At 71.4% G+C, this 21,979-nt stretch carries 20 protein-coding genes; 6 read left to right on the top strand and 14 right to left on the bottom strand.

Translation table 11 applies throughout. The features are described from left to right. Nucleotides 1–48: 48 nt before the first annotated feature. The 10 genes from ndk to AC4F3Q_RS03170 all read right to left on the bottom strand — a co-directional run bounded on the left by ndk (nt 49) and on the right by AC4F3Q_RS03170 (nt 11,580). Nucleotides 49–483, bottom strand: a complete 435-nt coding sequence (gene ndk / locus AC4F3Q_RS03215) for a nucleoside-diphosphate kinase (RefSeq protein WP_491038698.1) — start codon at nt 481–483, stop codon at nt 49–51. Nucleotides 484–524: 41 nt separating this feature from the next. Next, a complete protein-coding gene (locus AC4F3Q_RS03210; protein ID WP_491038697.1) occupies nt 525–971 on the bottom strand; it encodes a DUF4233 domain-containing protein in 447 nt (148 codons plus the stop codon). 47 nt (nt 972–1,018) lie between these two features. Continuing rightward, nucleotides 1,019–2,617, bottom strand: a complete 1,599-nt coding sequence (locus tag AC4F3Q_RS03205) for an MDR family MFS transporter (RefSeq protein WP_491038696.1) — start codon at nt 2,615–2,617, stop codon at nt 1,019–1,021. A 178-nt stretch (nt 2,618–2,795) separates the two neighbouring features. Then, nucleotides 2,796–3,539, bottom strand: coding sequence for a dihydroxyacetone kinase phosphoryl donor subunit DhaM (dhaM, locus tag AC4F3Q_RS03200; RefSeq protein WP_350308677.1), 744 nt, complete (start codon nt 3,537–3,539; stop codon nt 2,796–2,798). After that, nucleotides 3,532–4,161: a dihydroxyacetone kinase subunit DhaL gene (gene dhaL / locus AC4F3Q_RS03195; RefSeq protein ID WP_491038695.1), complete on the bottom strand. Its 630-nt coding sequence runs from the start codon at nt 4,159–4,161 to the stop codon at nt 3,532–3,534. The genes dhaM and dhaL overlap by 8 nt, the downstream gene beginning before the upstream one ends. A 40-nt stretch (nt 4,162–4,201) precedes the next feature. Next, complete coding sequence (gene dhaK / locus AC4F3Q_RS03190; RefSeq protein ID WP_168445952.1) at nt 4,202–5,191, bottom strand: dihydroxyacetone kinase subunit DhaK; 990 nt, start codon at nt 5,189–5,191, stop codon at nt 4,202–4,204. A gap of 23 nt (nt 5,192–5,214) precedes the next feature. Further along, nucleotides 5,215–6,591, bottom strand: coding sequence for a bifunctional folylpolyglutamate synthase/dihydrofolate synthase (locus AC4F3Q_RS03185; protein ID WP_491038694.1), 1,377 nt, complete (start codon nt 6,589–6,591; stop codon nt 5,215–5,217). 1 nt (nt 6,592) lies between these two features. Further along, nucleotides 6,593–9,880: an isoleucine--tRNA ligase gene (gene ileS / locus AC4F3Q_RS03180; RefSeq protein ID WP_491038693.1), complete on the bottom strand. Its 3,288-nt coding sequence runs from the start codon at nt 9,878–9,880 to the stop codon at nt 6,593–6,595. A 294-nt stretch (nt 9,881–10,174) separates the two neighbouring features. After that, the gene (locus tag AC4F3Q_RS03175; protein ID WP_491038692.1) at nt 10,175–10,384 is read right to left on the bottom strand and encodes a hypothetical protein; all 210 of its coding nucleotides are present in this window, start codon (nt 10,382–10,384) and stop codon (nt 10,175–10,177) included. A 341-nt stretch (nt 10,385–10,725) separates the two neighbouring features. Further along, a complete protein-coding gene (locus AC4F3Q_RS03170; protein ID WP_491038691.1) occupies nt 10,726–11,580 on the bottom strand; it encodes an SDR family NAD(P)-dependent oxidoreductase in 855 nt (284 codons plus the stop codon). Between the two features lie 153 nt (nt 11,581–11,733). Here AC4F3Q_RS03170 and proC point away from each other — a divergent pair, with 153 nt between their 5' ends. The 6 genes from proC to AC4F3Q_RS03140 all read left to right on the top strand — a co-directional run bounded on the left by proC (nt 11,734) and on the right by AC4F3Q_RS03140 (nt 17,440). Next, nucleotides 11,734–12,552 (top strand): pyrroline-5-carboxylate reductase, encoded by an 819-nt coding sequence (gene proC / locus AC4F3Q_RS03165; protein WP_491038690.1) that lies wholly within the window; start codon nt 11,734–11,736, stop codon nt 12,550–12,552. Nucleotides 12,553–12,760: 208 nt separating this feature from the next. Next, entirely contained in the window at nt 12,761–13,813 is a 1,053-nt protein-coding gene (locus tag AC4F3Q_RS03160; RefSeq protein ID WP_491038689.1) for a putative F420-0 ABC transporter substrate-binding protein, read from the top strand. A 1-nt stretch (nt 13,814) separates the two neighbouring features. Beyond that, entirely contained in the window at nt 13,815–14,909 is a 1,095-nt protein-coding gene (locus AC4F3Q_RS03155; protein ID WP_491038688.1) for a putative F420-0 ABC transporter permease subunit, read from the top strand. Then, nucleotides 14,906–15,694 carry a putative F420-0 ABC transporter ATP-binding protein gene (locus tag AC4F3Q_RS03150; protein WP_491038687.1) on the top strand — a complete coding sequence of 263 codons (789 nt, stop codon included), beginning with the start codon at nt 14,906–14,908 and terminating at the stop codon, nt 15,692–15,694. The genes AC4F3Q_RS03155 and AC4F3Q_RS03150 overlap by 4 nt, the downstream gene beginning before the upstream one ends. A 258-nt stretch (nt 15,695–15,952) precedes the next feature. Further along, a complete protein-coding gene (locus AC4F3Q_RS03145) occupies nt 15,953–16,156 on the top strand; it encodes a cold-shock protein (RefSeq protein ID WP_098457228.1) in 204 nt (67 codons plus the stop codon). 201 nt (nt 16,157–16,357) lie between these two features. After that, a complete protein-coding gene (locus tag AC4F3Q_RS03140) occupies nt 16,358–17,440 on the top strand; it encodes a fatty acid desaturase family protein (protein ID WP_491038686.1) in 1,083 nt (360 codons plus the stop codon). Between the two features lie 87 nt (nt 17,441–17,527). On the opposite strand, the gene AC4F3Q_RS03135 is transcribed toward AC4F3Q_RS03140, so the two are convergent. From AC4F3Q_RS03135 to AC4F3Q_RS03120, 4 genes are all read right to left on the bottom strand, one after another. Continuing rightward, nucleotides 17,528–18,559, bottom strand: coding sequence for a LacI family DNA-binding transcriptional regulator (locus AC4F3Q_RS03135; RefSeq protein ID WP_491038685.1), 1,032 nt, complete (start codon nt 18,557–18,559; stop codon nt 17,528–17,530). A gap of 23 nt (nt 18,560–18,582) precedes the next feature. Beyond that, nucleotides 18,583–19,527: a carbohydrate ABC transporter permease gene (locus tag AC4F3Q_RS03130; RefSeq protein ID WP_491038684.1), complete on the bottom strand. Its 945-nt coding sequence runs from the start codon at nt 19,525–19,527 to the stop codon at nt 18,583–18,585. A gap of 1 nt (nt 19,528) precedes the next feature. Beyond that, nucleotides 19,529–20,506 (bottom strand): carbohydrate ABC transporter permease, encoded by a 978-nt coding sequence (locus AC4F3Q_RS03125; protein ID WP_491038683.1) that lies wholly within the window; start codon nt 20,504–20,506, stop codon nt 19,529–19,531. 78 nt (nt 20,507–20,584) lie between these two features. Then, entirely contained in the window at nt 20,585–21,913 is a 1,329-nt protein-coding gene (locus tag AC4F3Q_RS03120) for an ABC transporter substrate-binding protein (RefSeq protein WP_491038682.1), read from the bottom strand. Nucleotides 21,914–21,979: the final 66 nt, after the last annotated feature.

Below are 21,979 nucleotides of genomic sequence, written 5' to 3'. Positions count from 1 at the left end.
GGCCCGGTCCTGCGGGGCGGCGACAGCGCCGCCCCGCTCGGACGGGCGTCAGAGGCCGGGGAACCAGAGCGCGATCTCGCGCGCCGCGGACTCGGGGGCGTCCGAGCCGTGCACGAGGTTCTGCGCGACCCTGAGACCCCAGTCGCGACCGAGGTCGCCGCGGATCGTGCCGGGGGCGGCGGCCGTCGGGTCGGTCGCACCCGCGAGCGAGCGGAACCCGGCGATCGACTGGTGCCCCTCGATCACGAGGGCGACGAGCGGGCCGGAGGACATGAACTCGACGAGCGGCTCGAAGAACGGCTTGCCGGCGTGCTCCGCATAGTGCTCCTCGAGGAGCTCGCGGGTAGCGACGCGCAGCTCGAGCGCCACCAGGCGGTAGCCCTTGGACTCGATCCGGCGCAGGATCTCTCCGGTGAGGCCGCGGGCTACGCCGTCGGGCTTGACCAGGACGAGGGAACGCTGCGGAGCAGGGGCTTCAGTCATGGGGCGAGTTTACCGATCTGTCCGCGTCGCGCCTGGTGCGGTCAGACGTTGGGCGCCTCGTCGGGGTGCGCGGCGTCGTACTCCGCGCGCTCCCGGTCGACACGTCCGCCGAGGCGGAGCGACGCGACCCACAGGCCGATGAACACGAGCGCGACGACGCCCATGAGCGGGATCACGAGGGTCCACGCGGCGACGAGGATCTGGGCGACCGAGCCGGCGACGTAGCCGCCGGGACGCCCGCACGCACGGGAGAGGACGACGAGCGTGACGAACATCGTCACCCCGACCGTCCAGATGACGCCCGGCTCGAGGTTCGGCACGGAGTCTGGGAGGCCTGCCGGGACGTCGCGCAGGCCGTAGAGCACGAACGTCGCGAACACGACGACGAACGCCTCAAGAAGGAGGATCGTCGAGGTGAACTGGACCTTGGCGGACTTCTTGGCGCGGATCACCGGGGTCTCGGGACGGCCGGGCTGAGCGTCTGTCACGCCGCCCAGGCTACCGGCACGGCCAGCGCCGGACGGCGGCTGCGTCCTCATCCGGCGACGGCCTCACCGCGCGCGACCATGCCCGCCTCGTGCGAGAGCCGCACCTCGCGCAGGAAGAGCGACAGGACGAAACCGAGGACGAGCAGCGGCACGAGGTACCAGAACGACGGCGCGAGGGCGTCGGCGTACGCGTCGATGACGCCCTGCTTGAGCGCCTCCGGGAAGCCGTGGACCGCGGCAGGCGTGAGCCCGGCAGGGTCGAGCCCGGCGAGCTCCGCGGGCGGCACGGAGGCGGCGAGCCCGCCGATGTTGTCCGTCAGACGGTTCGTGAACAGCGTCGAGAACAGCGCGACGCCGACGGCGGCGCCGATCTCACGGAAGAAGTTGTTCGAGCTCGTGGCCGTGCCGAGCTCGTGCGGGTCGACGGCGTTCTGCACCGCGAGCACGATCGTCTGCATGACCAGGCCGAGGCCAGCACCGAGGAAGAACAGCAGGACAGAGAAGGTGACGAGGCTCGTGCTGCCGTCGATCTGCGTCATGACCGCGAGCATGACCGAGGAGAGCGCGAGGCCCGCCACGGGGTACAGCTTGTAGCGACCTGACCGCGTGATGAGCACGCCCGAGCCGATCGTCGTGAGCATCATGCCCGCCATCATCGGCAGCATGAGGAAGCCGGACTGCGTGACGCCCGCGCCCGAGGACATCTGCAGGAACGTCGGCAGGAACGTCAGCGCAGAGAACATGCCCATGCCGACGACGAGACCGATCGTCGTCGAGATCGTGAAGGTCCGGTTGCGGAACAGGTGCAGCGGGATGAGCGGCTCCTCGGCGCGCGTCTCGGCGAGCACGAAGAGCACGGTCGCGACCGCGAAGCCGGCGGTGAGACCGACGAGCAGCGGGTCCGAGAAGTCGTAGCTGCCCGAGCCGCTCCAGCTCGTCCACGTGGCGACGAGGACGAGGCTCGACGTCGCGAGGATCATCGTGACGATGCCCGGCCAGTCGATCTTGCGGCCCGCTCGGTGCGACGGGAGCTTGAGGGTGATCCACGAGACGACGAGCGCGGCGAGGCCGACGGGGATGTTGATCCAGAAGCACCAGCGCCAGTCGAGGTGGTCGGTGAACAGGCCGCCGAGGAGCGGACCAGCCACCGCGGAGACACCGAACAGGGCACCCATGGGGCCCATGTACTTGCCGCGCTCACGTGCGGGGATGATGTCCGCGATGATCGCCTGCGACAGGATCATGAGCCCGCCTCCGCCGAGGCCCTGGACGGCGCGCCAGACGACGAGCTCGCCGAACGACTGCGCGAACCCCGCACCTGCCGAGGCGAGCGTGAAGAGACCGATCGAGAAGAGGAACGGCCAGCGCCGACCCCACAGGTCGCCGAACTTGCCGTAGAGCGGCATGACGATCGCGATCGCGAGGATGTAGGCGGTCATGAGCCAGCCCTGGTGCTCGACGCCGCTGAGCTCGCCGACGATCGTCGGCATGGCGGTGCCGAGGATGGACTGGTCGAGCGACGACAGGAACATCGACGCCATGAGCGACCCGAAGATGAGCCAGATCGTGCGCTTGTCGAGGACGACGAGCGGGGTATCGGCGTCCTCGGGGACGCGCTGGTCCGGGGCGGTCGTGGTGGCTGACATGGCTGTTCCTCCGTCGTCGTGTGCGCCCGACGACGCCGCGCTCGTCGGCGCGACGTGCCGCGGCGCGCGTCGAGGCGCGTGCGGCGGTCGGGACCCAGCGACGTTACACGTCTCACGACGCCGAAAGGCAGCGAGATCTGTGTGGCGTGCGCCTCAGCGGCGCGTGGAGGCGTGGGCCTCAGACCTCGCCGAAGCCGCCCTCGATCGCCTCGACCACCGCGGCGATGGCCTCCTCGGCCTGCCCGCCGGTGCCGTCGACCTCGACGACCTGGCCGCCCACAGCACCGAGCTTCATGAGCTCGAGGACGCTCGCCGCGTTCACGCCAGCGATCGTCAGGTTCGCGTCGTAGCCCGCGACCATGCGCGCCAGGAGCGCGGCAGGCCGCGCGTGGAGGCCCATCGGGTTGCGGATCTCCACCTGCCGGGCGAGCCCGGTCCCCGTCGCCGCCATCGTGTCCTCCTCGTCCGGGGCCACGCCCTGGGCCTCCTCGCCCAGGGTGCCGGATCCGCGCGCGAACGTCGAACCGGCGTGCTCCGCCGCGCCGAGCACCGCGTCGAGGTCGCCCCCGCCGTGCGCCGTGACCGCAGCCGCGACCGTCCCCTCGACGAAGGGCGCGTCCGCGAGACGCGTGCGTGAGGCGAGGTCCTCGTCGAGGAACTCGAGAGCGGACTCGACGGTCAGGACGGCGGAGCCGAGGTCCGCGAGGACGACGACGCCGAGCGCGCCCTGCGCGGCGCTGCTCAGCTCCTCGAGGGTCCGGTCGAAGTCGGTGCCGAGACCGCCGCCCGGCAGGCCGCCGACGGGTCGGATCGTCACACCGGGCGCCATCTGGGCAGCGAGCCCAGCGGTGCCCTCGGCGATCTGCGCGCTGTGCGACACGAGCACGAGCGCGACGCGCTCCGGCCGCACGTCGTCAGCCACGCGCGGCCTCTGCTGCCGCGCGGAGCAGGATCACGGTCGACCGGGCTCCCGGGTCGAGGTGCCCACGGCTGCGCTCGCCCAGGTAGCTCGCGCGCCCCTTGGTCGCGATCAGGTCGACGGTCGAGGCCGCCCCCTCCTCGGCGGCTGCGAGCGCCGCCTCGAGCACCTCGGCAGGCGCAGCCCCTGCGCCGGCTGCTGCCTCGGCGGCGTCGACCGCGGGCGACCAGGCATCGACCATCGTCTTCTCCCCCACGACCGCACGGCCGCGCGAGGTGATCCCCTCGAGGGCACCCTCGAGGAGCGCGACGACGGCGTGCGCGTTGAGGTCAGGGATGCCCGTGACCTTCGCGGCTCGGAGGAACGCCGTCCCGTACAACGGGCCCGACGCTCCTCCGACCGTCGACATGAGGGTCGTCGCGACGACCTTGAGCACGTCGCCGACGTTCTCGGCCTCGAGACCGTCGACCTTGGTGCGGACCGCCGCGAAGCCTCGGTCGAGGTTCGCGCCGTGATCACCGTCGCCGATCTGCCGGTCCAGCTCCGTCAGCTCGTCCCGCGCCTCAGCGATCGAGTCGGCTGACAGCCGGACCCACCTCAGTGCCCACTCGACGTCCAGCGACATGGTGCGTGCTACCTCCAGATGCAGACCGGGACGCGGCCGCTCACCACCGCAGCGCGGGGGTGTGCACGGGCGCGTCCCACAGGCTCGTCAGCTCGTCGTCGAGGCGCAGCACGGTCAGCGACGCGCCCTGCATCTCGAGAGACGTCACGTAGCTGCCGACCAGGGACCGGTCGACCGTGACGCCGCGGTCCTCCAGGAGCCGCCGTGCCCGACGATAGACGACGTACAGCTCCGACGAGGGGGTGCCACCCATTCCGTTAACGAACAGCAACACACGCTCGCCGCTCTCGAGCCCGAGGTCCTCGACGATCGGGGTCAGGAGCGCCTCGGTGATCGTGTCCGCGTCCGCAGCAGGGACGCGGTGGCGGCCAGGCTCACCGTGGATCCCGATGCCGATCTCGATCTCGTCGTCGGGCAGGTCGAAGCTCGGGCGCCCGACGTGCGGGACGGTCGGCGCGTAGAGCGCGACGCCCATGGACCGCACCCCGGACGAGACGCGCTCGGCGATCGCCGTGACGCTCGCGAGGTCGTCGCCGCGGGCGGCGGCCGCCCCCGCGATCTTCTCGACGAGCACGGTCCCGGCGACACCGCGCCGGCCCGCCGTGTAGAGCGAGTCCTCGACCGCGACGTCGTCGTGGACGAGGACCGTCGAGACCTCGACGCCGTCCGCGAGCTCGACGGCGGTCTCGAAGTTGAGCACGTCGCCCGTGTAGTTCTTCACGATCGCGAGCACGCCGGCGCCGTTGTCGACAGCCTCGATCGCTGCGGCGACCTGGTCAGGGGTCGGCGAGGTGAACACGGCCCCAGGCACGGCGGCGTCGAGCATGCCCTCCCCGACGAAGCCCGCGTGGAGCGGCTCGTGCCCAGCACCGCCGCCGGACACGAGGGCGACGGTCCCCGGAGGCGCCTTCGTCGCCCTGGTGACGAACAGCGGGTCCGTGTGGACCCGCACGAGATCGGGGTGTGCCAGGCCGAACCCCTCGACGGACTCGTCGACAGCCTTGGCGGGGTCGTTCAGAAGCTTCTTCATCGCAAGATCCTTCCTGCGGGGACTCAGCCCCTCCCGAGAAGCACCCTGGCCTCTGCGGCCAGGACCACCGAGCCGGTGACGATCACGCCTGCTCCGGTGCCGACGCCGATCGTGTCTTCACTCTCCGCCAATGTCGCTGCGATGTCGAGAGCAGCGTCGAGGCGAGATGCCAGGTGAACCCGGTCTTCGCCGAAGACGTCGACCGCGAGCTCGTGCAGGTCCTCCGCCTCCGTCGACCGAGGGGACGACGACTGCGTCACGACGATCTCCGCGAGGACGGGCTCGAGGACCGACAGGAGCCCCTCGGCGTCCTTGTCTCCCAGCACGCCGACGACGCCGATGAGCCGGGAGAACCCGAAAGCCTCCTCGAGCGCATCGACGAGCACCTCGGCGCCCGCCGGGTTGTGCGCCGCGTCCACGAGGATCGTCGGGCTCGACCGGACGACCTCGAGGCGCCCTGGCGAGGTCACCGCGGCGAAGCCCGCCTCGACGACGCCCGCGGGGAGCGCTGCTCCCCCGGTGACGAGCGCCTCGGTCGCGGCGAGCGCGAGCAGGGCGTTGTGGGCCTGGTGGGCACCGTGCAGCGGCAGGAAGATCTCCGTGTACAGACCGCCCGGCGTCGACAGGTCGACGAGCTGCCCACCGACCGCGACGTGCCGCTGCGCGACCGTGAGCTCGGCGCCGTCGCGCACGAGGTGCGACGCTCCGCGCTCGCGCGCCTCGGCGAGGAGCACCTCCTCGACCTCCTCGACCTGCTCGCCGACGACGACGCTCGCGCCCTCCTTGATGATCCCCGCCTTCTCGTGGGCGATCTCGACGACGGTCGAGCCGAGCCACTGCGCGTGGTCCATCGACACGGGCGTGACGACGGCGACGTCGCCGTCGGCGACGTTCGTCGAGTCCCAGCCGCCACCCATGCCGACCTCGACGATCGCGACGTCGACGGGGGCGTCCGCGAACGCCGCGAACGCCATGACGGTGAGCACCTCGAAGAAGCTCAGCCGCGGCCCGCCTGCGGCCTGGGACCGCGCGTCGACCATCTCGACGTAGGGCTCGACGTCACGGAACACCTCGACGAAGCGCTCCTCCGTGATCGGCTCGCCGTCGATCGCGATCCGCTCCGTGACGCTCGTCAGGTGCGGGCTCGTGAAACGGCCGGTGCGCAGCCCCTGCTCGCGGACGAGCGACTCGATCATGCGCGCCGTCGACGTCTTGCCGTTGGTGCCGGTGACGTGCACGACGCGGTACGCGCGCTGAGGGTCGCCCAGCAGCTCGCACACCTCGCGCACGCGGTCGAGCGTCGGCTCGAAGTCGTGCTCCGGGTTGCGCGCGATGATGGCCGCGTAGACCTCGGCGAGCTCGGGCGTGCGCCCCAGCGCCTCGTCCTTCTTGCGCGCCATGTCAGCCCTGCGCCTTCGCGACGGCGACCGCGTGCGCGTCCGTGCCCGACGTCTCGACGGTGACCGTCACCGACAGTGTCTCCGCAGCGATGAGGTCGCGGTGCGCCTCGACCGCGGTGACCTGCTCGGCCGGGACCGTGACCGTGAGGTCGATCCGGTCGGACACGTTGAGGCCGGCAGCCTTGCGTGCGTCCTGGACCTCGCGGACGAGGTCGCGTGCGTAGCCCTCGGCGCGCAGCGCGTCGTCGAGCAGGAGGTCGAGGACGACGAAGCCACCGCCGGGCAGGACCGCGGCCCCGACCGTCGGCTCGGTCGCGCCGCCCGCAGCGCCGACGACCGTCGTCACCTCGTACTCGGCGGGCTCGAGCGGCACGTCGCCGTCGGGCGTGACGACGACGACCGTGCCGTCGGCGTCCTCGCGCCAGTCGCCCGACTTCGCGGCCTTGATCGCGGCCTGGACGCCGCGGCCGAGGCGCGGCCCGGCCGCGCGTGCGTTGACCGTGAGACGACGCTCGATGCCGTACTCCTGCGCGGCACCCGAGTCGAGGCCGACGAGGTCGACGGCCTTGACGTTGAGCTCGGAGGCGAGCAGCTCGGCGTACGGCGCGAGCGCCGCCGGGTCGTCGACGACGACCGTGAGGCGCGACAGGGGCTGGCGCACGCGCAGCTTGTTGGCCTTGCGCACGCCGAGGCTCAGCGAGCACACGGCGCGCACGCGGTCCATCGTCGCGACGAGGTCCGCGTCGTCCGCGAGGACCGTACCGAGCACGGTCGCGGCGCCTGCGGCGTCCGTGAGCGTCGGCCAGTCGGTCAGGTGCACGCTGCGGCCACCGGTCAGGCCGCGCCAGACCTCCTCGGTCAGGAGCGGAGCGAGCGGCGCCATGACGCGCGTGAGCACCTCGAGCGCGGTGAAGAGCGTGTTGAACGCCGCGGCGTCCTCGGCCCAGAAGCGGTCGCGCTGCGTGCGCACGTACCAGTTCGTCAGGACGTCGAGGTGGTCGCGGACCGTCTCGCACGCGCTGGCGATGTCGTACGCGTCGAGCTGCTCCTGGACGGTCGTCACCAGCATGCGGGTGCGCGCGAGGAGGTAGCGGTCCATCGCGGGCAGGTCCGCGACCTCGTCCTCGGCGACCTGGCGGGCCGTGATCCCGGCGCCGCCGTCCGCCGCACCCGCGTAGAGGGTGAAGAAGTAGTACGTGCTCCACACGGGGAGCAGCACCTGGCGCACCGAGTCGCGGATGCCCTCCTCCGTGACGACGAGGTTGCCGCCGCGCAGGATGGGGCTCGACATGAGGAACCAGCGCATCGCGTCGGAGCCGTCGCGGTCGAGCACCTCGGTGACGTCCGGGTAGTTGCGCAGGGACTTGCTCATCTTGCGACCGTCAGAGCCGAGCACGATCCCGTGCGACACGGCCGAGCGGAACGCGGGCCGGTCGAACAGCGCGGTCGCGAGGACGTGGAGCGTGTAGAACCAGCCGCGGGTCTGGCCGATGTACTCGACGATGAAGTCGCCCGGGTAGTGGTGCTCGAACCAGTCGCGGTTCTCGAACGGGTAGTGCACCTGCGCGAACGGCATCGAGCCGGAGTCGAACCAGACGTCGAGCACGTCGGAGATGCGGCGCATCGTCGACCGCCCCGTCGGGTCGTCCGGGTTCGGGCGCGTCAGCTCGTCGATGTACGGGCGGTGCAGGTCGGGCTCGCCCTTCTCGTTGAGCGGCAGCCGGCCGAAGTCGGCGGCGAGCTCGGCGAACGATCCGTACACGTCCACGCGCGGGTACGCGGGGTCGTCGGAGACCCACACGGGGATGGGCGAGCCCCAGTAGCGGTTGCGGGAGATCGACCAGTCGCGCGCGTTCGACAGCCACTTGCCGAACTGCCCGTCCTTGATGTGCTCGGGCGTCCAGGAGATGTCCTGGTTGAGCTCGACCATGCGGTCGCGGAACTCGGTGACGCGCACGAACCAGCTCGAGACGGCCTTGTAGATCAGCGGGTTGCGGCAGCGCCAGCAGTGCGGGTACGAGTGCTGGTACGTCTCGTGGCGCAGCACGACGGGGCGCTTCTCGGCCGCGACGTCGGCGAGGGGGCCGGTGCCGTCCTTGAGGTCGCGGATGATCTCGGGGTTCGCGTCGAACACCTGCTGGTCGGCGTAGTCGGGCACGAGGCTCGTGAAGCGGCCGCGCGCGTCGATCGGCACGACCGGCGTGATGCCCGCGGCGTCGCACGCCGCCTTGTCGTCCTCACCGAACGCGGGAGCGAGGTGCACGAGGCCGGTGCCGTCCTCGGTCGTGACGAAGTCGGCGGCCAGCACCTGGTGCACGGCCGGGTTCTCCGCGTCGTCCGCGAAGTAGCGGAACGGCGGCGCGTAGCGGCGCCCGGCGAGCTCCGCACCGCGCAGGCGGCGCAGCACCTGCGCCTCGACGTCGTCGCCGAGGTCGAGCTCCTTCGCGTAGGCGGCGAGGCGCGCGGAGCCGAGCAGGACCTCCTGCCCCGCGACGACGGAACCCTCGCCCGCGCGCACGACGACGTACTCGACGTCGGGTCCGACCGCGATCGCGAGGTTGGACGGCAGGGTCCACGGGGTCGTGGTCCAGATGAGCGCGAGCTCGCCCGTCTCGAGGCGGACGCCGACCGTCAGGGCCGGGTCCTGGCGCGACTGGTAGACGTCGTCGTCCATGCGCAGCTCGTGGTTGGACAGCGGCGTCTCGTCGCGCCAGCAGTACGGCAGCACACGGTAGCCCTCGTACGCGAGGCCCTTGTCGTAGAGCTGCTTGAACGCCCAGATGACCGACTCCATGAACGTCGAGTCGAGCGTCTTGTAGTCGTGCTCGAAGTCCACCCAGCGCGCCTGGCGCGTGACGTACTCCTGCCACTCCCCCGTGTACCGCAGGACCGACGTGCGGCAGGCCTCGTTGAACGTGTCGATGCCCATCGACTCGATCTGCGACTTGTCGGTGATGCCGAGGATGCGCTCGGCCTCGAGCTCGGCGGGCAGGCCGTGCGTGTCCCAGCCGAAGCGGCGCTCGACGCGGCGGCCGCGCATCGTCTGGTAGCGCGGCACGACGTCCTTCGCGTATCCGGTCAGGAGGTGCCCGTAGTGCGGCAGGCCGTTCGCGAAGGGCGGGCCGTCGTAGAACACGAACTCGTTGTCGCCGTCCTGGCCCGCGGGGCGCTGGTCGACGGACGCCTGGAACGTGCCGTCCTGGTCCCAGTACGCGAGCACCTCGCGCTCGAGGTCGGGCAGGTTCGGGGACGCGGGGACGGCGCCGTCGCGGTGCTGGGGGTAGACCATGCGAGTGTCTCCTGGCGGTGGTGGCAGTGATGCAGGTGCATGCGAGGACGACGGTCCCGGGCGCTTGCCCGGTACCACCGCGGTACCACCCCGCTTGTCAGTGCGCTTCCTCGCCCGGGGGCGCGGTGGCGTGCTGACCGCTCGTTCGGCTGTGACGGGCCCACCCGTCCGGTTCTACTGGGGCTCGCTCGTGCGCGCCTGTTCTTCCGGAGGCTCGCCGGTGATGGCCGGGTCGACGCCTGTACGCGCCATGCTACTACCCGCGCGGGCTCCTACGCCGGACCCGGGGCGACGTCAGCGGGCGGCGCGACGCCGGCGCTGCGTGAACGCCTCGATGTCCCGGGCGACGAGCTCCTCGACGGTCGCAGGACGTGCGCTCCAACGAGAGCGGAGCGTGTCGGCAGCCGCCGGGACTGCCGGCAGCGAGGGCAGGGCGTGCAGGTCGGGGCGTGCACCAGCGTGGAGCTGTGCGGCGGGACGGGTGAGCAGGGCGGTCGCGGTCACGGGTGGTTCCTTCGGCGTCGAGCGGCACGGGGCTGCGGCAGCCGGGACGAGCGGTGCGTCCCGGGATCGGCACGGGCTGCGACGGTGCAGCGGTGCGGATCTGCTCGCCGACCGGGGATCGGTCCTGCCGTCCGGTCAGCGAGCCGTCAACAACAGCGACAGAGGGCCGCCGTGCGACGCGCGTGGGCGCGCGCGACCCTGACGTCGGCACGGCTGGAGCCGTGCGCGGAGGTCAGAGGCGTCGAGGTCACGGATGGATCCTCCGTGATGGCCCGCGTGAGGACAACCCTCACCCTGGGCCGTCCCACAGTGTGGTCAGTCGTCGGCGCGGGGACCCAGGCTCAGGAGTTGCGCGCGACGACCGTGTTCGACGCCTGCGCGCGCGGCCGGATGATGAGCGAGTCGATGTTCACGTGGTGCGGGCGCGTGACCGTCCACACGATCGCGTCCGCGACGTCCTCGGCGAGCAGCGGCTCGGCGACGCCCGCGTAGACACGGTCCGCAGCCTCGGCGTCGCCTGCGTAACGGTTGAGCGAGAACTCCTCGGTGCGCACCATCCCAGGTGCGATCTCGATCACGCGCACCGGCTCCCCCACGAGCTCGAGCCGCAGCGTGCTCGCGATGATCCGCTCGGCGTGCTTGGCGGCGACGTACCCGGCGCCGCCGGGGTACGTGTCGTGGCCTGCGGTCGACGTGAGGACGACGACGTCGCCGCGACCCGAAGCGCGAAGCGCGGGCAGGAGCGCCTGGGTGATGCGCAGCGTCCCGAGGACGTTCGTGTCGTACATGCGCTGCCAGCGCTCGACGTCGGCCTCCGCGACGCTGTCGACGCCGAGCGCGCCGCCCGCGACGTTCACGAGCGCGTGCACGGGACCCTCCGCGGTGATGCGCTCGACGGCCGCCGCGACCGCGGCGGCGTCCGTGAGGTCGGCGACGACGGGGACCGCGCCGGTCTCCTCGGCAAGCTCGGCGAGCCGGTCCGCCCGCCGGGCGACGGCGTACACGTCCCAGCCGATCGAGCGCAGCAGCTCGACCGTCGCGCGGCCGATCCCCGACGACGCGCCCGTGACGACCGCGCGCAGCGCCTCGGGGCGAACGCCCTCGTCCGGGCCACGGCGCGCGGCGCGACGACCTGCACGGGTCGCGGGGATCGTCGACTCGTCAGGGACCGAGGTGGGAGCAGCGTCATCACTCATGACCTCGATCCTCCCACGCAGCGCGCCCCCGGTCGTGCCGTCCGTCAGGCACGGACACGTCCACCCTGCTCGGCGCCGCGCCCTAGGCTGGTCGCACGGCCACGACAGGCCGACGTGACCCGCCGAGGCGGGCGAGGACGAGGGGCGGACTCCATGAAGATCGGGTTCATCGGTGCAGGCAACATGGCGACCGCGATCGCGTCGGGCATCGTCGACCGTGGCGTCGTCCAGGGCAGCGACGTCGTCGTCCACGACGTGCACGCCGCCGGCGCGCAGGCGCTCGCCGAGCGCCTCGGCGCGACCGTCGCACCGTCGAACGAGGCGCTCGTCGACGCGGTCGACGTCGTCGTCCTCGCGATCAAGCCCCAGGTGATCCCGGCGGCGCTCCCGCCGCTCGCCGCGGCCCTCGCCGAGAGCGGCGCGCTGCTCGTCTCGATCGCTGCTGGCACGTCCCTCGCGCGGCTCGAGCAGCTCCTGGGCGACGGAGGCGCGGACCTCCCTGTCGTGCGCGTCATGCCGAACGTCAACGCGATGGTCGGCGCGGGCATGGCCGCGGTCGCGGGCAACAAGGCCGCGAGCGAGGAGCAGGTCGCGACGGTCGTCGACCTCTTCCGTGCGGTCGGCGACGCGATCGAGCTGCCCGAGCACTCGTTCTCGACGTTCACCGCGATCGCGGGCAGCGCGCCCGCATACGCGTACCTGTTCATCGACGCGCTCGCGCGCGGAGCTCTCAAGGCGGGCATGCCGAAGGCGATGGCGACGCGGATCGCGGCGCAGACCGTCCTCGGCAGCGCTCGGATGATCCTCGAGTCGGACGACGCGCCCTGGGTGCTCATCGACAAGGTCTGCTCGCCGGGGGGCACGACGATCGCGGGCCTCATGGCGCTCGAGGACGGCGGCTTCGTGTCGACCGTCGTCGACGGCGTGCAGGCGACGATCGACCGCGACCTCGAGCTCGGCGCGGGGTCCTGACCCGGCTGACCGCACGCCGGGCTCTTCCGGCAACCCCGCCGACACATGTCGGCGGTAGCGTTGTCCTCACGATCCGCCCGGCCGACCTGCCAGGTGTTGCGAGCCCGTCCATGGGCCGCCGGTCGCCCGGGACGCCCGTGTCGCGCCCCTCCCCGCAAACGTGCCGCGTCGTCGTGCCCGACGACGCCTGCCGAGCCCAGGAGGCCCAGTGCCCGCAGCGTCGCCCCGCCCCGCCCTGTCGTCCCGCTCCGTCCGTGCCCGCCGCACCCTCACGGTCGCGCCCGTCGTGCTCGCCGCGCTCACGCTCGCCGCGTGCGGTGGCACGTCGTCCCCTGGCGCGTCCGGTGCTGCGGCACGGCCGTCGGCGTCCCCCACGTCGGCGTACCCGATGACGATCGACAACTGCGGGACGTCCGTGACCTTCGAGGCCGCACCGACGCGGGTCGTGACGGTCAAGTCGTCCACGACCGAGATGCTCCTCGCGCTCGGTGCCGGGGACACGATCGTCGGGACGGCCTTCCCGGACGGACCAGCACCCGAGCCGTGGACCGAGGCAGCCGCAGCGGTCCCGGTGATCTCGGACAAGGTGCCGAGCAACGAGGTGGTCCTGGCTGAGGAACCCGATCTCGTCTACGCAGGCTGGGAGTCCGTGTTCTCCGCCGACGGCGCCGGCGAGCGCCCCGCGCTCGAGGCGCTCGGCGTGCGCACGCTCGTCGCGCCGTCCGCGTGCAAGGAGAAGCAGTACCGGCCCGACCCGCTCACGTTCGACGACGTGTTCGCCGAGATCACGCAGATCGGCGCGATCATGGACCGCGCCGCGGACGCCGAGGCGCTCGTGGCGACGCAGCGCGCCGACCTCGAGACCGTCGTGCGCGACACGCGCGGGCTGAGCGCCCTGTGGTTCTCCTCGGGCTCTGACACCCCGTACGTCGGCGGCGGCATCGGTGCGCCCGCGCTCATCATGGAGACCGCAGGCCTGACCAACATCGCCGCGGACATCGACGACTCGTGGGGCCCGATGGGCTGGGAGGCCGTCGCCGCTGCGGACCCCGACGTCATCGTCCTCGTCGACTCCCCGTGGAACAGTGCCGAGAAGAAGATCGGCATCCTCGAGGGCTCCCCCGTGACCGCCGCGCTGAGCGCGGTCAAGAACAAGGCCTACGTCGTCGTGCCGTTCCCCGCGACCGAGGCAGGCGTGCGGACCGTGTCCGCAGCTGCGAGCGTCGCCGACCAGCTCACGAAGCTCACGTTCGAGGACTGACATGACCACGGCGACCCGCACCCCCGACGCGCGCGACACCACCGCGCACGCCGGGACGCCCGAGCCGGCGCCGCGTGCGCCGCGCCGGGGCGCGCGCACGGCGACGCTCGTCGCGGTCGGTGCGGTCGCCCTCGTCGCGAGCGTGCTCCTCGCGGTGCTGATCGGCCCGGCCGACCTGCGGCCGGGTGAGGTGTGGGCCTCTGTGCTGCACCACCTCGGGCTCGGCCCCGCGCCGGCCAGCGCGCTGCGCGACGCGATCGTCTGGGAGGGCCGGCTCCCGCGCACCTTGACCGCGGCGGCCGTCGGCGCCGGGCTCGCGACGTGCGGCGCCGTCATGCAGTCGCTCACGCGCAACCCGCTCGCCGACCCGTACCTGCTCGGTCTGTCGTCGGGCGCGTCGCTCGGCGCTGTGATCGTGATCGTGCTCGGCGCTGGTGTCGCGCTCCCGGTCGCGGCGTTCGCGGGGTCGTCCGTCGCCCTCGTCGCGGCGCTCGGTCTAGCAGGTGCGCTCGGGTCGCTCACGCCGACACGCACGATCCTGGCCGGGCTGGCCGTGAGCCAGCTGTGCGCCGCGGCGACGAGCTTCGTCATCTTCTGGTCCGCGACGGGCGACTCCTACCGCGAGGTCCTGTCCTGGCTCATGGGCTCGGTCGCCGGGGCGTCGTGGTCGTCGGTCGCGATCGCGGCGGGTGCGCTCGCCGTCCTCGGCGTGCCGCTCGTCCTGGCGGGGAACGTGCTCGACGCGTTCACGTTCGGCGACGCCTCGGCGTCGAGCCTCGGCATCCATGTCCCGGCCGCGCGCTGGGGGTTGCTGGGCGCGGTCGCGCTGCTCACGGGTGCGCTCGTGAGCGTGTCGGGATCGATCGGGTTCGTGGGGCTGATCCTGCCGCACGCCGTCAAGGCGCTGAGCGGCGGGCGGCACCGGGTCGTGCTGCCCGTCGCGGCGCTCGCTGGCGCGAGCTTCCTCGTGTGGGCGGACACGATCGCTCGCACGGTCGTGGACCCGCGCGAGCTGCCCGTCGGGATCGTCACGGCCGCCGTCGGCGCGCCGGTGTTCGCAGCGATCCTCTGGCGCGGACGGCGGGCCGTCGCATGAGCGCAGAGGTCGGCGCGGGCTTGCGCGTCACCGGGGCGACGTGGTCGGTCACCGACCGTCGGATCGTCGACGAGATCGCGTTCACGGCGCCGGCCGGGACGGTGACGGGGATCCTCGGGCCCAACGGCTCGGGCAAGTCGACTCTGCTGCGGGCGCTCGCAGGGGCGCTGCGGCTCGACGACGGCGCGGCGTCGTTCGGCGGCGACGACCTGCTGCGGATGCGTCGGCGTGAGCGCGCGCGGCGCGTCGCGCTCGTCGAGCAGGACTCGGCTCCCGACCGGTCGATCACGGTCCGCGAGGCCGTCCTGCTCGGACGCATCCCCCACCGCTCGCTCCTCGCGGGCGACAGTGCGGCGGACGACGCCGCGGCGGCGACCGCGCTCGCGCGCGTCGGCGTGGCGGACCTCGCCGAGCGTGGCCTCGCGACGCTCTCGGGCGGTGAGCGGCAGCGCGTGCACGTCGCCCGCGCGCTCGCGCAGGAGCCCGAGCTCATGCTGCTCGACGAGCCGACGAACCACCTCGACGTGTCGGCGCAGATCCGCGTGCTCGACCTCTTGCGCTCGCTGACGGGCGAGGGCGTGACCGTGGTGACTGCGTTGCACGACCTCAACCTCGCGGCGTCGTACTGCGACCGGGTCGTGCTGCTCGCGAGCGGTCGCGTCGTCGCGGTCGGCACGCCGTCCGAGGTGCTCACGCCCGAGCTCGTCAAGCACGTCTACGACGTGCGGTGCGAGGTGCTCACCCACCCGACGACGGGCCGTCCGCTGCTCGCGTTCAGCACCTGACGGAGGTGCGCGAGCCGCCAGCCTGCGCCGCTCGTCGGCCTGGCACGACGCTCGCTCCCGCACGCCCCGCGCGCCGGGGCTAGTGCAGAAGGTCCCAGACCGCTACACTCGACGAGAAGTTGCTTTGTCTCTCGTGTCTTTGCCGCAGTGTGGGTCAGTGCCCGCGGATCTTGATCTTCAAGAGTTGACTACGGATACACCGTGACGGACAGGGCTCCGAAGTGCGGAGCCCCTCCGATCCTCTTGAAGGAGATCACCATGACTGTTGGAACTGTGAAGTGGTTCAACGCTGAGAAGGGCTTTGGCTTCATCGCCCCCGAGGACGGCTCCGCCGACGTGTTCGCGCACTACTCCGCGATCGCGACGCAGGGCTACCGCTCGCTCGACGAGAACCAGCGCGTCGAGTTCGACGTGACCCAGGGCCCGAAGGGCCCGCAGGCGGAGAACATCCGCCCGCTCTGATTCTGAGCCGGTGACGCAGCGACGACGCCTCGACAGAGGCGCGCGTCCGCGCTGATCCTCCCGATGCCCCGGTCCTCGTGACCGGGGCATCGGTGCATATCCAGGCATCCACAGGCGACGGCGCCCGTGCGAACACCCAGCCCTGGCGACGTCGCCGCGGCACCCTTCTTGACCGCTCCGCAGACGACCCCAGGAGGTCCTGTGAGCTCTACCACCCTCTCTGACACGCCCGCCGCCGACTCCCCCCGCGCCCGTCAGGTCAGCGACTACACCGATCTGGCACGAGAGGTCCGCGAGGCCGGGCTGCTCGAGCGCAACTACCCCTACTACTGGGCGAAGCTCGTGGGGATGGTTGCGGTCTACGCGGCCCTCGTCGCCGGCTTCGTCCTGATCGGCGACACGTGGTGGCAGCTCGTCACCGCCGCCGTCGCCGCCGTCGTCATGACGCAGGCAGCGTTCCTCGGGCACGACGCCGCGCACCGCCAGATCTTCGTCTCCGGCCGCTGGAACGACTGGACGAGCCTCGTCGTCGCCAACCTCTTCGTGGGGCTGAGCTACGGCTGGTGGCAGCACAAGCACACCAAGCACCACGGCAACCCGAACAAGGACGGCGTCGATCCCGACATCGACCTGCCCGTGCTCGCGTTCACGCCCGCACAGGCGGACGCCCGCAAGTCACGCCTGACCCAGTGGTTCACGCGGCACCAGGGCTGGTTCTTCTTCCCCCTGCTGCTCCTCGAAGGCATCGACCTGCACTACCAGGGCCTCAAGCGCGTCTTCGGCCGCGCCCCGATCTCGCGCCGCGGCGTCGAGATCGCGTTCCTCGGCGTGCGCCTGGTCGGCTACGTCGCGCTCGTCCTGTGGGTCCTGTCCCCGCTGACCGCGCTCGCGTTCTTCGCGGTCCACCTCGGCCTGTTCGGGCTGTACATGGGTGGCTCGTTCGCGCCCAACCACAAGGGCATGCCGATCGTCCCGAAGGACCTGCGCATCGACTTCCTGCGCCGCCAGGTGCTCATGAGCCGCAACGTCAAGGGCGGCCGGTTCATGGACGTCGCCCTCGGCGGTCTCAACTACCAGGTCGAGCACCACCTCTTCCCGTCGATCCCCCGCACGAGCCTGCGCCGCGCGAAGGTCATCGTCGAGCGCTTCTGCGCCGAGCGCGGTGTCACCTACACGGAGACGACGCTGTTCGCGTCGTACGGGATCGTCATCCGCTACCTCAACGAGGTGGGGCTCGGCGTGCGGGACACGTTCACGTGCCCGCTCGCGACGAGCATGCGGTAGGCGTCGCCCCGCACGTGGTACCTGATGCACGCGAGGTCCTGCCCGAGCCGGGCAGGACCTCGCGTCCTGTCTCGAGAGCGCAGACGGTCAGGTCGACGCGCGCACGACGAGCGACGTCTGGAGCGTGATCGCTGCTGGTTCCTCACCGTCGATGACGTCGAGCAGGAGACGGACCATCTCGGCGCTGATCCGCGCGAACGGCTGACGCATCGTCGTCAGCGGCGGGTGGAGAGCCGCGGCGACACCGGAGTCGTCGAAGCCACCCACCGCGATGTCCTCGGGGACCCTCCGTCCCTCCGCCTGGAGCGCGACGAGCGCACCCGCAGCCATGAGGTCGGATGCGACGAAGACCGCGTCGACGTCGGGGCAGCGCCCCAGCAGCTCGAGCATCGCGAGACGCCCGCTCTCGCGCGAGTAGTCACCGTGAGCGACGCGCCGCTCGTCGAACAGCTCGCCGAGCGCCTCTCGGTACCCCTGGAGCCGGAGCTGCCCACCCGGGGTGTCGAGCGGGCCGGTGATCGTCGCGACGCGCTGACGCCCGCGCGCGAGCAGATGCTCGGTCATGGCCCGTGCGCCGGCGAGGTCGTCGGCAGCGACGTGAGCGACCTTGCCCTCGTGACCGAGGGGCACACCGACGGCGACGGTCGGCACCTTGTGCTTGAGCAGCTCCGTGAGCATCGGGTTGCCCTGGTGCGAGCTGATCAGCAGGACGCCGTCGACGTGACCGGCGGCGACGTACCGAGTGATCCGGGCCCGCTCCTGCGGAGTGCCCGCGACCATGAGCAGCAGCGGGATCTCGCGCTTCGCGAGCTCCTCGGCGGCGCCGCGCAGGAGCACCGAGAAGTTGGGGTCCTCGAAGAGCAGGTGCTGCGGCTCGGTGAGCAGGAACGCGACCGAGTTGGACCGGCCCGTCACGAGCGAGCGTGCGTGCTGGTTCGCCTGGTAGCCGGTCGTGCGGATTGCCTCGTTCACCGCGGCGAGCGCGTCCGGCGAGACCCAGTGCCCCCCGTTGATGACGCGGGACACGGTCCCGCGCGAGACTCCCGCCGCGGCCGCGACGTCGCGGATCGTCGGTCGGCGTCGGGGCGCCGCGGGCGTACGTCTGCCGGAGTCCTCCACAGCTCGTGAGTGTACTGACACGGTCAGGCCTTCACGCCGCCGGCTGCCAGGTCGACCTGCCAGTAGCGCTGCAGCAGCAGGAAGAGCGCGACGAGCGGCACGATCGACAACAGCGCCCCCGTGATGACGAGCGTGTAGAGGGCCGGTTGGGACGCACCCTGGTTGAGCAGGCCTGAGAGCCCCACGGTGAGAGGGAAGAGCCGGTCGTCGCCGAGCATGATGTACGGCAGCATGAAGTTGTTCCAGATCGCGACGAACTGGAAGAGGAACACCGTCACGAGCCCGGGCAGCAGCATCGGGACGGCCACCTGCACGAACGTGCGGGTCTCTCCAGCACCGTCGGTCCGCGCTGCCTCGATGACCTCGTCCGGCACGGCCGCCGCGGAGTAGATCCGTGCGAGGTAGATCCCGTACGGGCTGATGATGCTCGGCAGGAGCACGGACCAGTAGGTGTTGGTCAGGCCGATCTGCGCGAGGAGCAGGTACTGCGGGATCGCCAGGACGACGCCAGGGACGAGCACGCCAGCGAGCAGCACGTTGAAGACGGCGGACTTGCCGCGGAAGCGGTACTTCGCCAGCGCGTAGCCCGCGGTCGCGGACACGATCACCGAGAGGATCGCGCCGACGCCCGCGTACAGGGCGGTGTTCGCCATCCAGCGCCAGAAGAGGCCGTCCCGATACTCGACGAGGTCGCGGACGTTGTCGAGGAGATGGCTCGACGGCGCGAACGTGAACGTCGAGAACAGCTCTGCGCCGGACTTGGTCGAGGCGACGAGGACCCAGGCGACGGGAAGGAGGCAGTACAGGGCGCCGAGCAGCAGGATCGCGGTCGCGAAGAAGCTCGGCCGGTCGCCGCGGGTGCGGGAGCGTGCACGCGCTGCGCTGCGGTCCGACTCGGCCCGACGACGTGCGAGCGTCGAGGTGTCTGCGGTGTCCGCGAGCGCCGTGGTGGGGCGGTGGGGGGTCATGTCACTTCTCCTGACCGAAGGCGCGGCTCTGCACGAGGCGCAGGAACCCGAACGAGAGCACGAACGTCGCGACGGCGATGATGACGGAGGTGGCGGCGGCTGAGTAGATGTCACCGCGCGTGAACGCGTCGCGGTAGACCTTCATGAGCGGGGTCCACGTGGTGGAGATCGTGTTGCTCAGCGGGCGCAGGGTGGTCGGCTCGGCGAACACCTGCAGGGTCGCGATCATCGAGAACACGAACGTCATGATGATCGACGGCAGCACCGACGGGACCTTGATCCGCCACGCGATCGCGACCTGGGTGCAGCCGTCGAGCTCGGCGGCCTCGTACAGCTCGCTGGGGATCGCCTTGAGCGCCGTATAGATCACGACCATGTTGAAGCCCACGCCGCCCCACACTGCGATGTTCGCGACGGCGAAGATCACCAGGTCGGAGGAGAAGAGCGACGGCACGTCCCAGCCGAGACGGTCGAACACGTAGTAGAACGGGCTCACGCCCGGCAGGTAGAGGAACCCCCAGAGCAGCGAGGAGATCACCGCGGGCACCGCGTAGGGCAGGAAGATCGACACGCGGGAGAAGCCGCGGGCTCGGCTGCGTCGCGCATCGAGCAGCAGTGCGAAGAGCAGCGCGAGGCCGAGCATGAGGGGCACGACGAGCAGGCCGTACATCCCGACCCGGCCCACCGAGGCGAGGAACTCCGGATCGGCGAGCGACTCGACGTAGTTGGTGAAGCCGTTCCAGACCTCGGTGCGCGCCCCCTTGCCGAGGCCGAGGCCGCTGACCTTCTCCGCACGGAAGCTGAGGTAGACGGCGTAGCCGATGGGCAGCGCGAGGAAGAGGGTGAACAGGACGATCGCAGGCGTGAGGAACGCCCAGGGTGCGGTCGCTCGCCGGAGGTTCTTCCGGCGTCGGGCGGGTGGGGCCTCACGGCCCCCGGTCGCAGCGGCGTGTGCCGCCTGCGGGTGGGTGGTGCTCACGGGGGCTGTCTCCTTCGACCTGAGCGAGCGTGAAAGTCGGGTGCGTCGGCGGCCGCCCGTGGGCGGCCGCCGAACGCATCACTCGGTGACGTTGAAGCCCGAGCTCTTGAGATCGTCGAGCGTGATCTTCTGCATGGCGGTCACCGCCGTGACGAACGCCGACTTGGACCTCGACTCGGCGGCCTTGGCGAACTCGTCGTTGTAGGCCGAGTACGCGACGTTGACGTTCGGGCCGTACGTGAAGCTGCCGGCGGTCTTCGCGGTCTCGCCCGCGATCGTGTAGAAGTCCTCCTGGTTCGAGAAGAACTCCGGCGGGGAGGCGAGCGCCTCGGCCTGGGCGACGGTGTTCGCCGGGTAGATGCCTGCCTCGGCGACGAGCGCGTTGACGGCCTCCTGGGAGGAGTTGAGCCACGAGACGAACGCGGCAGCCTGCTCGGGGTGCTTCGACTGCGACGTCACCGCGGTCGCGGAGCCGCCCCAGTTGCCGGTGGCCGGGTTCGCCGCGTCCCACTGGGGCATGGGCGCCATCTTCCACTTGCCTGCGGTGTCGGCGGCGTTGCCGGCGAGCACGCCGGGCGCCCAGACTGCGGACAGCCAGCCGACCTCGGTGCCGTTGTTGAGCGCGGCGTTCCACTCGGGGGTGTACATCGGCTTGTTGTTGATCACGCCTTCTTCGACGAGGCCGCCCCAGTACTCGGCGACCCGCTGGGTGGGCTCCGCGTCGACGTCGACGCTCCAGGCGTCTCCGTCGATCCCCCACCACGACGCACCGGCCTGCTGGGCGAGCCCGGTGAACCAGCCGGCGTCGTTGGCGGAGAAGGTGCCGAGGTAGACCTTGGGGTCCGCTTCGTGGACCTTGCGTGCGGCGTCGGCGTACTCGTCCCAGGTCGTGGGGACCTCGACACCGAGGTCCTCGAAGACGTCGGCGCGGTAGTAGAACTGCATCGGGCCGGAGTCCTGGGGCACCGCGAAGACTGCTTCCGAGCCGAGCGTGACCGCGTTCCAGACGCCCTCGGGGTACTGGGCGGCGAGTCCCGGGTCGATCGCTGCGGAGATGTCCGCGAGGGCCTCCGCGGAGACGAGGGTCGGGATCTTCTGGTACTCCGCCTGCATGATGTCGGGGGCGCCCGAGCCAGCCTTGATCGCGGTGAGCAGCTTGGTGACGGCGGGGTCGCCTCCGTCCTGCTTGTTGACGGTGACCTGGATGTTCGGGTTGGCGTCGTTCCAGAGAGCGACGACCTTCTCCATGTTGGGTGCCCACGTCCAGAACGTGAGCTCGACCTTCTCCGCGGGCGCGCCTGCGGACGTGGTGGGTGCGGCGCTCTGGTCGCCTCCGCTGCACGCGGCGGTCAGCAGGGCGGTGGCTGCTAGGAGCGCAGCGGCCTTGGTGCCTGTGGTCAGGCGCATGAGTCCTCCTCGTCAAGGACCGTCGCGCTCCCTCAGCTTCGCTGCCGGGTGATGCACGACGATGTG

The sequence above is a fragment of the Flavimobilis sp. BM9 genome (genome assembly GCF_058313055.1).
Note: the sequence above shows the minus strand (reverse complement) of the source record. Positions and strands in the feature narration are given on the sequence as shown.